This is a genomic window from Pigmentiphaga humi (assembly GCF_900606115.1).
In the GTDB taxonomy this organism is placed as follows: Bacteria; Pseudomonadota; Gammaproteobacteria; order Burkholderiales; family Burkholderiaceae_B; genus Pigmentiphaga; species Pigmentiphaga humi.
This window is the reverse complement of sequence record NZ_UWPJ01000018.1, coordinates 30,819-45,044: the sequence shown is the minus strand read 5'-3', so window position 1 is coordinate 45,044 and position 14,226 is coordinate 30,819. Positions and strand designations below refer to the sequence as shown.

Sequence of the window (14,226 nt, the reverse complement as noted above, 5' to 3'; positions counted from 1 at the left end):
CGGCACGGTGCGTCGCCCTGGGCCTGGGCAGGTAAAACAAGTGAATGCGGGTCGTCAAGTCCGGCGCCAACGGCCGGCACCCGTGAGCATGTAAACGTACAGGAAGCAGTCATGCCTAAGATGAAGACCAAGAAAAGCGCTGCCAAGCGCTTCAAGGTCCGCGGTAGCGGTTCCATCAAGCGGGGCCAGGCGTTCAAGCGCCACATCCTCACCAAGAAAACGACCAAGAACAAGCGCCAGTTGCGCGGTTCCACGGCAGTGCACGAGGCCGACGTGAAGTCGGTCCGGGCAATGATGCCGTTCGCCTGATACCCAACTGCTGATATTGGAGTTTTCGAATGCCTAGAGTCAAACGTGGGGTTACCGCACGGGCCCGCCACAAGAAAGTCCTCACCGCCGCCAAGGGTTACCGTGGCCGCCGCGGCAACGTTTTCCGCATCGCCAAGCAGGCGGTCATGCGCGCCGGGCAATATGCCTACCGCGACCGCCGCGCCAAGAAGCGCACCTTCCGCGCGCTGTGGATCACGCGTATCAACGCCGCCGTTCGCGAGCATGGCGTGTCCTACAGCGTGTTCATCGCCGGCCTGAAGAAGGCTGCCATCGATCTGGACCGCAAGGTTCTGGCCGACCTGGCTGTGCGCGACAAGGCAGGTTTTGCCGCGATCGTGCAGCAAGTCAAGAACGCCCTGGCCGCCTAAACTCGCGTCGCCCTGGCAGGGTCCGGCCAGCTTTGCCGGCTGGACCGCCAGGCGTCAATGCCGAGTGCAACACCCGAACGGGGCTTCTTTCGAAGCCCCGTTCGCGTTTGCGGCGCAGGTTTGCCGCCGGGCTGCGCCAAGGCAAAGAAGCGCCTATTTTTTCTCACCGATACGAATCCGCCATGTCCCAGAATCTGGACGATCTGATAAGCCAAGCCGGGGAGGCCTTCGCAGCCGCGCCCGACCCCAATGCGCTGGAGAATGAAAAAGCCCGGTTCCTGGGCAAGCAGGGCGCGCTGACCGCGCTGCTCAAGGGCATGGCAAGCCTGACCCCTGAACAGAAGCGTAGCGAAGGCGCGCGCATCAACGAGGCCAAGAGCCGGATCGAGGCCTTGCTCAACGAGCGCCGCCAGGCCTTGGCCGACGCCAAGCTGGCCGCCCGGCTCGCGGAAGAGACCATCGACGTCACGCTGCCGGGACGCGGCCGCGGCACGGGCGGCATCCATCCGGTGATCCGCACCTGGGAGCGCATCGAGCAGATCTTCCGTTCCATCGGTTTCGACGTGGCGGACGGCCCCGAGATCGAGAACGACTGGACCAATTTCACCGCGCTGAACAACCCCGAGAACCATCCCGCCCGCTCGATGCAGGATACGTTCTACGTGGACATGAAGGACGACAAGGGCCTGCCGCTGCTGCTGCGCACGCACACCAGCCCGATGCAGGTGCGCTACGCGCGCGCCAACCGGCCGCCCATCAAGGTGATCGCGCCCGGCCGGACCTACCGCGTCGACAGCGATGCCACGCATTCGCCGATGTTCCATCAGGTGGAAGGGCTGTGGATAGACGAGAACATCTCGTTCGCGGACCTGAAGGGCGTCTATACCGACTTCCTGCGGGCCTTCTTCGAGACCGACGACCTGGTGCTGCGTTTCCGCCCGTCGTTCTTCCCGTTCACCGAGCCCTCGGCCGAAATCGACATGATGTTCACCTCCGGCCCGAACAAAGGCCGCTGGCTCGAAATCTCCGGTTCCGGCCAGGTGCACCCCACGGTCGTCCGCAACTTCGGACTGGATCCCGAACGCTACATCGGCTTTGCCTTCGGCTCGGGCCTGGAGCGCCTGACCATGCTGCGCTACGGCGTCAACGACCTGCGCCAGTTCTTCGAAGGCGATCTCCGTTTCCTGAAACAATTCAAATAGAGGAGGCCCCCCCCTACGCGCTTACGCGCGCCCCCCCAGGGGGCGGCACTGGCGGACCGGCAAAGCCGGATCCGCTGTGCCCTGGATCAGAACCGACGCTCCGATGTCGCGCTGATTCTGATCCAGGAGGCGGTGGATCCGGCTTTGCCGGTCCGCCCGCCTCGCCCCCTGGGGGGCGCGCGTAAGCGCGTAGGGGGGGGGCACACACATGCTTTTTCCAGAGTCTTGGCTGCGGGCGTTGACCAACCCCGACATATCGACCGACGAACTGGCGCACCAGCTGACCATGGCGGGCCTGGAGGTCGAGGAAACGGCCGCGGTGGCGCCGGCGTTCAGCGGGGTGGTGGTGGCGCAGGTGGTGTCGGTCGAGCCGCACCCGAACGCCGACAAGCTGCGGGTGTGCCGCATCGACGCGGGGCAGGGCGAGCCGTTGCAGATCGTCTGCGGCGCGCCCAATGTGGCCGCGGGCATGAAGGTGCCGCTGGCGACGGTGGGCGCGCGCCTGCCCGGCGGCATGGAGATCGGCGTGGCCAAGATGCGCGGCGTCGAATCGTCGGGCATGCTGTGCTCGGCGCGCGAACTGGGGCTGTCGCAGGATCACGCCGGCCTGCTGGACCTGGGCGCCGATGCGGACGTGGGCGCCTCGGTGCGCGACTGGCTGCAGCTGGACGATACGGTGTTCACGCTCAAGCTCACGCCCAACAAGGCGGATTGCCTGTCGGTGCTGGGCGTGGCGCGCGAGGTGTCGGCCCTGGCCGGGTCGCCGCTCTCGGTGCCCGGGCTGGCGCCGGTGCCGGTCGCCATCGACGATAGGGTGGCGGTGGACGTACAGGCGCCGGATTTGTGCGGCCGCTACGCGGGCCGGGTGGTGCGCGGCGTGAACGCCGCCGCGCCGACGCCGGAGTGGATCAAGCGCCGGCTCGAACGCGCCGGCCAGCGGCCGATTTCGGCGCTGGTGGACATTTCCAACTACGTCATGCTGGAGCGGGGCCGTCCCAGCCACGTCTTCGACCTGGCCAAGATCCATGGCGGCCTGCAGGTGCGCTGGGGCCGGGCCGGCGAAAGCGTGCAGCTGCTGAACGGCCAGACCGTGGAAGTCGACGGCGAGGTCGGCGTGATCGCCGACGACAACGGGCCGGAGTGCCTGGCCGGGATCATGGGCGGCGAAGCCACGTCGGTCTCGACCGAAACCCGCGACATCTACATCGAGGCGGCATTCTGGTGGCCGGCGAGCATCGCCGGGCGCTCGCGCCGCTTCAACTTCAGCACGGACGCCGGCTACCGCTTCGAGCGGGGCGTGGATTTCGCCACGATCCCGGCCGACATCGAATACCTCACCAGCCTGATCGTCCAGGTTTGCGGCGGCCAGGCGGGGCCGCTGGACGACCAGGTCGTCAACCTGCCCGAACGCAAGCCGGTGCGCATGCGCTTGGAGCGTTGCCGCAAGGTACTGGGCGTGGCGGTGTCCGACGAGGAAATCGCCGGCATCTTCACGCGCCTGGGGCTGGCGTTCGCGCGCGAGGCCGATGCCTTCGTCGTGACGCCGCCTTCCTTCCGTTTCGACATCGAGATCGAGGAAGACCTGATCGAGGAAGTGGCCCGCGTCTACGGCTTCGAGCGCATCCCCGACCTGCCGCCGATGGCGCGCGCGGCGGTGCGCGCGTTGCCGGAAGGGCGGCGCAGCTTCCACGAACTGCGCCATTTGATGGCCGACCTCGATTACCAGGAAGTGATCAACTTCAGCTTCGTCGAGGCCGAGTGGGAGCGCGACTACGCCGGCAACGCCGATCCGATCCGCCTGCTCAACCCCATCGCCAGCCAGTTGTCGGTGATGCGCAGCAGCCTGATCGGCGGCCTGGTGGCGAATGCGCAGTACAACCTGAACCGCAAGACCGCGCGGGTGCGCGTGTTCGAACTGGGCCGGGTGTTCTGGCGCGATGCCGCCGTGCAGGACGGCCCGGCCGCGGTTGCCGGCGTGAACCAGCCGATGCGGCTGGCCGGCCTGGCCTATGGGCCGGCCGTGGAGGAGCAGTGGGGCGCGCAGACCCGCCAGGTGGACTTCTACGACGTCAAGGCCGACGTCGAGGCCCTGCTGGCAGGCGGCTATCGCGAGTCCCTGCGGTTCGAGCCCGGCGAGCATCCCGCGCTGCATCCGGGCCGTTGCGCACGCATCGTGATCGACGGCGAGCCCGCCGGCTGGATCGGCGAGCTGCACCCCCGCTGGACGCAACGCGCCGAGCTGCCGCACGCGCCCGTGGTGTTCGAACTGGACGCCGAACGCGTGGCCGTCCGGCCTCTGCCGGAACTGCACGAGATCTCGCGCCAGCCCGTGGTGATCCGCGACCTCGCGCTGTGGGTGGCGGAAGCGGTGCCGGCGCAGGCCATGCTGGATACGGTGCGGAATCTGCTGGCTTCGGAGCCCGAACTGGCGGTGGTCAAAGATGCACGCATTTTCGATGTTTGGCGGGATAAGTCCTTGTTAGAAAAGGAAAAAAGCCTTGCCTTCCGCTTCTGGCTACAGGATACTTCGGTAACCCTGGACGACGCCCGCGTGGAGTCGTGCCTGGCCCGCATCCGCGCCGCGCTGGAAACCGGACACGGCGCGCGATTGAGGGTCTGAACCGAGTTCCATCCCGAGTCTATGCATTCTCTCGTTTCCGACAGCTACGCCCCGGACGCCTTCGACACCGACGTCGATGCGCCGTCCGGGACCGATCCCCGTACCCTGACCAAGGCCGAACTGGCCGATTTGCTGTTCGAACGGGTCGGTCTGAACAAGCGCGAAGCCAAGGACATGGTCGAGACCTTCTTCGAGGAAATCCGCGACGCGCTGGAGCGTGGCGACATGGTCAAGCTCTCGGGCTTCGGCAACTTCCAGGTGCGCAACAAGCCGCAGCGGCCGGGCCGCAACCCCAAGACGGGCGAGGAAATACCCATTGCCGCCCGCCGCGTCGTCACCTTCCATGCAAGCCAGAAGCTCAAGAGCATGGTCGAGCAGGTCGCCTTGCGCGAACAGAACCAGTCCTGAGAGGTCTCATGGCCCGCATCGAAACTCCCGTCGTGCTCCCTCCCATTCCCGCCAAGCGCTATTTCACGATAGGCGAAGTCAGCGATCTGTGCGGCGTCAAGCCGCACGTGCTGCGCTACTGGGAGCAGGAATTCACCCAGCTCAAGCCCATCAAGCGGCGCGGCAACCGCCGCTACTACCAGCACCACGAGGTGCTGTTGATCCGCCGCATCCGCGAACTGCTGTACGAGCAGGGCTTTACCATCAGCGGCGCGCGCAACCGCCTGGACGGCACCGGCTGGGAAGAAGAGCGCGAGCCCGAAGCGCCCACGGTGGCGATCAAGGAAAGCGAGCTGGCCGCCATCCGCGAAGAGCTGCGGGCGATTTCCGACAGCATAGGCTCGGTCCTGCAAGCCTGAGCCGCGGCCGGCCCATGGCCGGAGGCGGCGAGGCCTTGCTCGCCGCGCGGCTGATCAGCGCGTCCACGGGGCGGCCGATTCGACATCGATGCCGTAGCGCGCGATGGCGCGTTGGCAGCACTCGATATCGATGCGCCCCTCGCGCGCCAGCGCATCCAGCGTCGCCAGCACGATGTGGCGGCGATCGACCTCGAAGAAATCCCTGAGTTCGGCGCGGGTATCGCTGCGGCCGAAGCCGTCGGTGCCCAACGCGACGAAGCGCGCGGCGCAGTGGGGCGCGATCAGCGCGGGCCAGGCGCGCACGTAGTCGCTGGCGGCGATCACCGGCTGCGTGCCGCCCAGGCAGCGTTCCAGATGGCTGGTGCGCGGGGCCTGGCCCGGATGCAGCCGGTTCCAGCGTTCGACGTCCTGGGCCTGCCGCGCCAGTTCGCTATAGCTGGTGGCGCTCCAGACTTCGGTGGGGATATCCCAGTCGTCCGCCAGCATCTGCGAGGCGGCGATGGCTTCCCGCAGAATGGCGCCCGAACCCAGCAGCCGCGCGGCAGGCTCGCCCTTCCCGTGGCCGGCGTAGCGGTACAGCCCCTGGACGATGCCGTCGCGGACGCCGTCCGGAAGCGTGGGCTGGGCCTGGTTCTCGTTGATCAGCGTGAGGTAGTAGAAGACGTCCTGCTGTTCTTCGAGCATGGCGCGCATGCCATGTTCGATCAGCACGGCGGTCTCGGCGGCGAAGGCGGGATCGTAGGCGCGGCAGTTGGGCACGGCGGCGGCGCTGAGCAGGCTGCTGCCGTCTTGGTGCTGCAGCCCTTCGCCGCCCAGCGTGGTGCGGCCGGCTGTGGCGCCGAGCAGGAAGCCGCGGGCGCGCTGGTCGGCAGCGGCCCAGATCAGGTCGCCGATGCGCTGGAAGCCGAACATCGAGTAATAGATGTAGAAGGGCAGCATAGGCGTGCCATGCACGGAATAGCTGGTGGCCGCGGCCACCCAGGAACTGATGGCGCCGGCTTCGCTGATGCCTTCCTCCAGGATCTGGCCGTTGCTGGCCTCGCGATAGCTGAGCACCGAACCGATGTCCTCGGGTTCGTAGCACTGGCCGGCGCTGGCGTAGATGCCGACCTGCCGGAACAGCCCGGCCATGCCGAAGGTGCGCGCCTCGTCGGCCACGATGGGCACGATGCGCGGCCCCAGCGTCGGGTCCTTGAGCAGGCTGCCCAGCATGCGCACGAAGGCCATGGTGGTCGACATTTCCTTGCCCTCGGGAGCGATCGCGAACTTCCCCCAGGTCTCCAGTGCCGGCACGGGCAATGGCTCGGCCCGGACTGGCCGCGCCGGCAGGTGTCCTCCCAGCGCCGTACGCTTTTCCTGCAGATAGCGGACTTCCGCGCTGTCGGGCCCGGGATGGTAGAAGGCCAGCGAGGCAGCCTGTTCGTCGTCCAGGGGAAGCTCGAAACGGTCGCGGAAGGCCAGCAGGGCGTCGCGGTCTAGTTTTTTCTGCTGGTGCGTGGTCATGCGCCCCTGGCCGGCTTCGCCCATGCCGTAGCCTTTCTTGGTCTGGGCCAGGATGACGGTGGGCCGGCCGGCATGCCGGGCCGCCGCATGGTAGGCGGCGTGGATCTTGACCAGGTCGTGGCCGCCGCGCTTGAGCAGGTCGATCTGGGCGTCGGTCAGGCCTTCGGCCAGCGCCGCCAGTTCCGGATCCTGGCCGAAGAAACGCTCGCGATTGAAGCGGCCGTCCTTGGCGGCGAAGGTCTGGAGCTGGCCGTCGACCGTGCGGGCGAAGGCCTGCCGCAGCGCGCCGTTCGTATCGCGCGCGAACAGGCCGTCCCAGTCCGACCCCCACAGCAGCTTGATGACGTTCCAGCCGGCGCCGGCGAACAGGGCTTCCAGTTCGTCGACGATGCGGCCGTTGCCGCGCACCGGGCCGTCCAGCCGCTGCAGGTTGCAGTTGACCACCCAGACGAGATTGTCGAGCTTCTCGCGCGCGGCCAGGGTCAGCGCCGACATGCTCTCGGGCTCGTCCATCTCGCCGTCGCCGAAAATGCCCCAGATGCGGCGCCCGGTGGTGTCGAGCAGGCCGCGATGCGACAGGTAGCGCATGAAGCGCGCATGGTAGATGGAGCTGATCGGGCCGATGCCCATGGACCCGGTGGGAAACTGCCAGAACGCCGGCATCAGCCAGGGGTGGGGATAGCTGGACAGCCCTTGCGCGCCGTGGCGCGGCGCGGCGAGTTCGCGCCGGTAGTGGGCCAGGTCGCGCTCGGCCAAGCGGCCTTCGAGAAAAGCGCGCGCATAGACGCCGGGGGCCGAGTGGGGCTGGTAGAACACCAGGTCGGCCGCGTCGGGCACGCCGGCGCGGAAGAAATGGTTGAAGCCCACCTCGAACAAGTCGGCCGCGCTGGCATAGCTGGCGATGTGTCCGCCCAGCTCGCCATAGGCCTGGTTGGCGCGCACCACCATGGCCAGCGCGTTCCAGCGCATCAGCGACGCCAGCCGTTCTTCCATCGCGAGATCGCCAGGGAAGGGCGGCTGCGCGGATGCCGCAATGGTGTTGACATAGGGCGTGTTCAGGCCCGGCCGCCAGGCCAGGCCGGACTCGCCGGCCACGCGCGCCAGCATGTCGAGGATTTCGCGCGCCCGCTGCGGCCCGCCGGCGTCGAGCAGCGACAGCAGGGCGTCGCGCCACTCCTGGGTTTCCTCGGGGTCGGAGTCGCCCTGGGCATTGGCGGGGGCATGCAGGTGGCGGGCATCGTCGTACATGGAGACTCTCTGGCGGCGGGTGTCGGAATGCAAAAAATTCTACGCGCCGTCGCCAAGCATATGTGCCCGATAATCTTGCTTGAAGCCCATTCGATCAGCATAAAATACTGAATAAATTGGATTTCAAAGCATGATGAATCTTGACGACATCGACCGCCGCATACTGGCCGAATTGCAGGCCGACGCCAGCATCTCCAACGTGGAATTGGCACGCCGCGTGCACCTGTCTCCTTCGCCCTGCCTGGCCCGCGTGCGCGCGCTGGAAGCCGCGGGCTTGATACGCCAGTACGTCGCGTTGCTCGACCCGCAGCAACTGGGCCTGCACCTGAACGTGTTCATCTCCATCAGCCTGAAGCAACAGAACAGGGAGGCGCTGCAGGTATTCGAGGACGCGATCTGTGCGCGCGAAGAGGTGATGGAGTGCTATCTGATGACAGGCGACGCCGACTACCTGCTGCGGGTGGCGGTGCCGGACATGCCTGCGCTGGAGAGCTTCATCCTCGAACAGTTGTCGCCGATCGCGCAGGTCGAGAAGATCCGTTCCAGCTTCGCGCTCAAGCAGGTGCGCTACAAGACCGCCTTGCCGCTCAGGTAAACGGGGGAGTTTGTACCTCGGCGCAGACACCGAGGCTGTTTCAGTTGTTGGCGAGCATGACAATTGTGACGCGGTTTTTCCTGCTTCTTTTATCCGCTTCGCTTGGGCCCGCGCCCGCAAAACAAAAAGCCCGGCAGCTTGTGGCTACCGGGCTTTTTCTTCGGGTTCCGACTATACGAATCAAGAACTTGTGTATGGTCGGGGCGGCGGGATTCGAACTCGCGACCCCTTGCACCCCATGCAAGTGCGCTACCAGGCTGCGCTACGCCCCGAAAGACAGAAAGTATATCAGAAGTTTTTGGGCAAGGGTAAGCCACCGCCTGTTTTTATTTCAGTGAAACCGACTGCAATCGCCGGCCGTCCTGATTCGGCGCAGTGCGGAACTCCATGCATGTCTGTTCTGCCATATGAATATCGAGTTCGCTTCATTCCACGCGAACCGGTGACAAAAATTTATCGCCCGTGCGCAACATAAGCGGAGCCCTCTTGGCAGTTGCGCCGTATGATGTTCACAACGATCCCAAGGAAGGAGAGCCGAGGCAGACACATCATCCGGCGGGAGAAACCGGAGGCCGGTTCGATCCGGCACTACAACAACAGAGTTGCGAAGTTTCCCATTACTCGCTGTTGGAGGTAGTCCGTGCTGAATATCGTTGAAGGATTCAAGGCCCAATACGCCAAGACGCAGGAAACCGAGCTTTCGCTCGGCGAGTACCTGGATCTCGCGCGCCGCGATCCCATGGTCTACGCGAGCTCCGCCGAACGCATGCTCGCGGCGATCGGCGAACCCGAGCTGATCGATACGCGCAACGATCCACGCCTGTCGCGCCTGTTCTCTAATCGCCTGATCCGCCGCTATCCCGCCTTCAAGGAATTCTTCGGGATGGAGGACGTGATCGACCAGATCGTGGCGTTCTTCAAACATGCGGCCCAGGGCCTGGAAGAGCGCAAGCAAATCCTCTATCTGCTCGGCCCGGTCGGCGGCGGCAAGTCTTCCATCGCCGAGCGCCTGAAGGCGCTGATGGAAGCCTATCCGATCTATGCGCTGAAAGGCTCGCCGGTCAATGAGTCGCCGCTCGGCCTGTTCCAGCCCGAACGCTTCGGCGAGCAGCTCGAAAAGGAATACGGCATCCCGCGCCGCTATCTGTCGGGAATCATGTCGCCATGGGCGATCAAGCGCCTGAAGGAATTCGACGGCGACATCTCGCAATTCCGCATCGTGCGGCTGCAGCCCTCGGTGCTCCGGCAACTAGCTATCGCCAAGACCGAGCCGGGCGACGAGAACAACCAGGATATCTCCTCGCTGGTCGGCAAGGTGGACATCCGCAAGCTCGACCGCTATTCGCAGGACGACCCGGATGCCTACAGCTATTCGGGAGGGCTGTGCCTGGCCAACCAGGGCTTGCTCGAATTCGTTGAAATGTTCAAGGCCCCGATCAAGATGCTGCATCCCTTGCTGACGGCGACCCAGGAAGGCAACTTCAAGGGCACGGAGGGGTTCTCCGCCATTCCGTTCAGCGGCACCATTCTTGCGCATTCCAACGAGTCCGAATGGCAGACCTTCCGCAACAACAAGCATAACGAGGCTTTCCTCGACCGCATCTACATCGTCAAGGTCCCGTACTGCCTGCAGATTTCGGAAGAGGTCAAGATCTACCGCAAGCTGCTGCAGAACAGTTCGCTGTCGGATGCGCCGTGCGCGCCGGGAACGCTGGAGATCATGGCGCAGTTCTCGGTGCTCACGCGCCTGAAGGAGCCCGAGAACTCCAGCGTCTACTCCAAGCTGCGGGTCTACGACGGCGAAAGCCTGAAGGACGTCGATCCCAAGGCCAAGGTGCTGCAGGAGTACAAGGATTATGCCGGCACCGACGAAGGCATGAACGGCGTGTCCACGCGCTTCGCCTACAAGATCCTGTCGAGCGTCTTCAACTACGACCAGACCGAGGTCGCGGCCAATCCGGTGCACCTGATGTACGTGCTCGAGCAGCGCATCGGCCGGGAAGACTACCCCGACGAGATCCGCCGGCGCTACCTGGAGCACATCAAGGGCTACCTGGCGCCGCGCTATGCGGAGTTCATCGGCAAGGAGATCCAGACGGCCTACCTGGAATCGTATTCCGAGTATGGCCAGAACATCTTCGACCGCTACGTGACATTCGCCGATTGCTGGATCCAGGACGAGGAGTTTCGCGACCCGGAAACCGGCGAGAGTTTCGATCGCGCCTCGCTGAACGCGGAGCTCGAGAAGATCGAGAAACCCGCAGGCATCGCGAACCCCAAAGACTTCCGCAACGAGATCGTCAACTTCGTGCTGCGCGCCCGCGCCAACAACGGCGGCCGCAACCCCGCATGGACCAGCTACGAGAAGCTGCGCGAGGTGATCGAGAAGAAAATGTTCTCCAACACCGAGGACCTGCTGCCGGTCATCTCGTTCAACGCCAAGGCGTCGGTCGAGGACAAGCGCAAGCACGAGAGCTTCGTCGAACGCATGGTCGAGAAAGGCTATACGGAGAAGCAGGTCAGGCTCTTGTGCGAATGGTACCTGCGCGTAAGGAAGTCTTCATGAGTTAAAGCCTACGTCCTGCCCGCTTGCGCGGGCCCCCTCGAGGGGGCGGCACTGGCGGACCGGCAGAGCCGGATCCGCCGTGCCCTGGGTCTGGCGGCATTGGTTTCATGCATAGAGGGTTGTGCACAGAGGGTGGAACAACTTGAATTCACTCATCGATCGGCGGCTTAACGGCCGGAACAAGAGCGCTGTCAACCGGGAGCGCTTCATCAGGCGGTACAAGGACCAGATCCGCAAGGCGGTACGGGAAATGGTCCAGGAGCGCTCCATCGAGGAGATGGACCAGGGCGGGGAGATCAACCTCCCGGCCAAGGACATCTCCGAGCCGAGCTTCCGCTACGGCCGGGGCGGCGATCGCGAGATCGTCCACCCTGGCAATCGCGAGTTCGCCAAAGGGGACAAGATCGATCGGCCTCGCGGCGGCGACGGCGGCGATCCCAAGGAGCCGGGCGAGGGCGAGTCGGTCGACCAGTTCTCGTTCAGCCTGTCGCGCGAGGAATTCCTGAACATCTTCTTCGAGGACATGGAGCTGCCGCACCTGATCCGCACCCAGCTCGGCGACATCAAGCAGCAGAAATGGCGCCGGGCCGGCTATACGACCAGCGGCTCCCCAAGCACCTTGAGCGTGGGCCGCACGCTCAAGACCTCGCTGTCGCGGCGCATCGCGCTGGGCAGCGGCGCGCGGTCGAGCCTGTCCGAGGCGCAGGACCGCCTGGATGAGTCGGAAAAATCCGGCGCGCCGGAAGACGAGCTCGACGCCATCCGGGCCGAGATCGACACCTACCGGGGCAAGCTGGCGAAGGTGCCGTTCCTCGATACGGTGGATTTGCGCTACCGGCACCGGGTGGTCGAACCGTCGCCGCTGGCGCGCGCCGTGATGTTCTGCCTGATGGACGTATCCGGCTCCATGGACGAGAACAAGAAGGATCTCGCCAAGCGCTTCTTCACGCTGCTCTACCTGTTCCTGACGCGCAAGTACGAGCAGGTCGACCTCGTCTTCGTGCGCCATACCGACAATGCCGAGGAAGTGGACGAACAGACTTTCTTCCACGATCCCAAGAGCGGCGGGACGGTGGTGCTTTCGGCCCTGGAGCTGATGCACGAGATCGTGACCGAGCGCTATCCGCCTTCGTCGTGGAACGTCTACGCGGCCCAGGCCACCGACGGCGATTCCTTCGGCGCCGATGCGGCCAAGAGCGCGCGCTACCTGTCGGAGAAGCTGCTGCCGCTGACGCGCTATTTCGCCTACATCGAGATCCCCGACGTGGACGAGATGCGCAAGAGCAGCCTGTGGGCCGAGTACGAGCGCGAGACGGCGCGGCATTTTGCGATGCGGCGCATACGCGAGCGCCGCGAGATCTTCGCGGTGCTGCACGATTTGTTCAAGAAGGAGGCGGCATGAGCGCAACCCTCGAACATGCATCCGAGGCTCGGCGGGCGGGTGTCCAGCCCATCTCGACCACCTCGGAGTGGACTTTCGAGCTGATCCAGCGCTATGACGAGGCCATTGCCGAGTGCGCGCGGGAATTCAAGCTGGATACCTATCCCAATCAGATCGAGGTCATCACGTCCGAGCAGATGCTCGATGCCTATGCCTCGGTCGGCCTGCCCATCGGCTATGCGCACTGGTCCTACGGCAAGGAGTTCATCCGCAACGAGCAGGCCTACCGGCTGGGCGTGCAGGGGTTGGCCTACGAGATCGTGATCAACTCCAATCCTTGCATCGCCTACCTGATGGAGGAGAACTCCATGGCCATGCAGGCGCTGGTGATCGCGCATGCCTGCTACGGCCACAACTCCTTCTTCAAGGGCAACTACCTGTTCCGGCAGTGGACCGAGGCCGACGGGATGCTGGACTACCTGGTCTTCGCGCGCGACTACGTCATGGCTTGCGAAGACAAGTACGGCGTTGGCCCGGTGGAAGCCATGCTGGATTCGTGCCACGCGCTGATGTCGCACGGCGTGGACCGCTACCGCCGTCCGCATCCGATCTCCCACCGGGAAGAAGTGCAGCGCCAGGTCGAACGCGACGAATACGCGCGCCAGCAATACAACGACCTCTGGCGCACGGTGCCGGTGCGCGACCAGGCGGTGGAGCGGGCGAGCAAATCCAACGTCTTTCCTCCCGAGCCCGAGGAGAACATCCTCTACTTCGTCGAGAAGTACTCGCCCGCGCTGGAACCGTGGCAGAAGGAACTGGTGCGCATCGTGCGCAAGCTCGCCCAGTATTTCTATCCGCAGACCCAGACCAAGGTCATGAACGAAGGCTGGGCGACCTTTTGGCACTACACGCTGCTGAACCGGATGCACGAGAAGGGGCTGGTCAACGACGGATTCATGATCGAATTCCTGCAGAGCCACACCAACGTGGTGGCGCAGCGCGGCTTCGACCAGCGCGGCTACGGCGGCATCAACCCCTACGCGCTGGGCTTCGCGATGATGCAGGACATCCGCCGCATCTGCGAACACCCGACGCCGGAAGACCGCGAGTGGTTCCCCGACATCGCCGGCAGCGACTGGCTCAAGACGCTGGACTTCGCGATGCGCAATTTCAAGGACGAATCCTTCATTGCGCAGTTCCTGTCGCCGCGGCTGATACGGGAGTTCCGCTTCTTCGCCATCGCCGACCACGAGGACAACCCCAAGATCGAAGTCGAGGCCATCCACGACGACGAGGGCTACCGGCGCGTGCGGCGCCTGCTGGCCGACCAGCACAACCGCGACATGATGGTGCCGGACATCCAGGTGGTGCGCTACAACCGCGACAGCGACCGCTCGCTGGTGCTGCGCCACGTCACGACTCGCGGCCGGCCGCTTCAGTCCGAGGATGCCGACCAGGTCATGAAGCACCTGGCGCGGCTCTGGGGCTTCAAGGTCCGGTTGGAAGAGGTCGATGCGCAAGGCAACGTGAAGACCTTCCGCGAGCGTTCGCCCTGAACGCGTAGGCAGGCCTGGAGGCGAGGGCGGCCTGGGAGCCCGCCCGCGGCT

At 65.0% G+C, this 14,226-nt stretch carries 11 protein-coding genes and 1 tRNA gene; 10 read left to right on the top strand and 2 right to left on the bottom strand.

Annotated features, from left to right (window positions below):
• Nucleotides 1–111 precede the first annotated feature (111 nt).
• From rpmI to PIGHUM_RS11765, 6 genes are all read left to right on the top strand, one after another.
• Nucleotides 112–309 carry a 50S ribosomal protein L35 gene (gene rpmI / locus PIGHUM_RS11790; RefSeq protein WP_087840245.1) on the top strand — a complete coding sequence of 66 codons (198 nt, stop codon included), beginning with the start codon at nt 112–114 and terminating at the stop codon, nt 307–309.
• A 29-nt stretch (nt 310–338) separates the two neighbouring features.
• Nucleotides 339–698, top strand: a complete 360-nt coding sequence (gene rplT, locus PIGHUM_RS11785) for a 50S ribosomal protein L20 (protein WP_124079792.1) — start codon at nt 339–341, stop codon at nt 696–698.
• Nucleotides 699–880: 182 nt separating this feature from the next.
• Nucleotides 881–1,900 carry a phenylalanine--tRNA ligase subunit alpha gene (gene pheS / locus PIGHUM_RS11780; RefSeq protein ID WP_124079791.1) on the top strand — a complete coding sequence of 340 codons (1,020 nt, stop codon included), beginning with the start codon at nt 881–883 and terminating at the stop codon, nt 1,898–1,900.
• A gap of 208 nt (nt 1,901–2,108) precedes the next feature.
• Nucleotides 2,109–4,520: a phenylalanine--tRNA ligase subunit beta gene (pheT, locus tag PIGHUM_RS11775; protein ID WP_124079790.1), complete on the top strand. Its 2,412-nt coding sequence runs from the start codon at nt 2,109–2,111 to the stop codon at nt 4,518–4,520.
• 21 nt (nt 4,521–4,541) lie between these two features.
• Nucleotides 4,542–4,928, top strand: coding sequence for an integration host factor subunit alpha (locus PIGHUM_RS11770; protein WP_281279076.1), 387 nt, complete (start codon nt 4,542–4,544; stop codon nt 4,926–4,928).
• An 8-nt stretch (nt 4,929–4,936) separates the two neighbouring features.
• Complete coding sequence (locus PIGHUM_RS11765) at nt 4,937–5,326, top strand: MerR family transcriptional regulator (RefSeq protein ID WP_124079789.1); 390 nt, start codon at nt 4,937–4,939, stop codon at nt 5,324–5,326.
• A 54-nt stretch (nt 5,327–5,380) separates the two neighbouring features.
• Here PIGHUM_RS11765 and mdeB read toward each other — a convergent pair whose 3' ends face one another.
• Nucleotides 5,381–8,077, bottom strand: coding sequence for an alpha-ketoglutarate dehydrogenase (gene mdeB / locus PIGHUM_RS11760; protein WP_124079788.1), 2,697 nt, complete (start codon nt 8,075–8,077; stop codon nt 5,381–5,383).
• Nucleotides 8,078–8,210: 133 nt separating this feature from the next.
• Between mdeB and PIGHUM_RS11755 the strand changes: the two genes are divergently transcribed.
• Nucleotides 8,211–8,672, top strand: a complete 462-nt coding sequence (locus tag PIGHUM_RS11755) for an Lrp/AsnC family transcriptional regulator (RefSeq protein ID WP_124079966.1) — start codon at nt 8,211–8,213, stop codon at nt 8,670–8,672.
• Between the two features lie 195 nt (nt 8,673–8,867).
• Here PIGHUM_RS11755 and PIGHUM_RS11750 read toward each other — a convergent pair.
• Nucleotides 8,868–8,944 (bottom strand) — tRNA-Pro (locus PIGHUM_RS11750).
• A 371-nt stretch (nt 8,945–9,315) separates the two neighbouring features.
• On the opposite strand from PIGHUM_RS11750, the gene PIGHUM_RS11745 reads away from it, so the two are divergent.
• The 3 genes from PIGHUM_RS11745 (at nt 9,316) to PIGHUM_RS11735 (ending at nt 14,175) form a co-directional block, all read left to right on the top strand.
• Nucleotides 9,316–11,238 carry a PrkA family serine protein kinase gene (locus tag PIGHUM_RS11745; RefSeq protein ID WP_187697785.1) on the top strand — a complete coding sequence of 641 codons (1,923 nt, stop codon included), beginning with the start codon at nt 9,316–9,318 and terminating at the stop codon, nt 11,236–11,238.
• Between the two features lie 142 nt (nt 11,239–11,380).
• Nucleotides 11,381–12,640: a YeaH/YhbH family protein gene (locus PIGHUM_RS11740; protein WP_124079786.1), complete on the top strand. Its 1,260-nt coding sequence runs from the start codon at nt 11,381–11,383 to the stop codon at nt 12,638–12,640.
• The gene (locus tag PIGHUM_RS11735; protein ID WP_124079785.1) at nt 12,637–14,175 is read left to right on the top strand and encodes a SpoVR family protein; all 1,539 of its coding nucleotides are present in this window, start codon (nt 12,637–12,639) and stop codon (nt 14,173–14,175) included. The genes PIGHUM_RS11740 and PIGHUM_RS11735 overlap by 4 nt, the downstream gene beginning before the upstream one ends.
• Nucleotides 14,176–14,226: the final 51 nt, after the last annotated feature.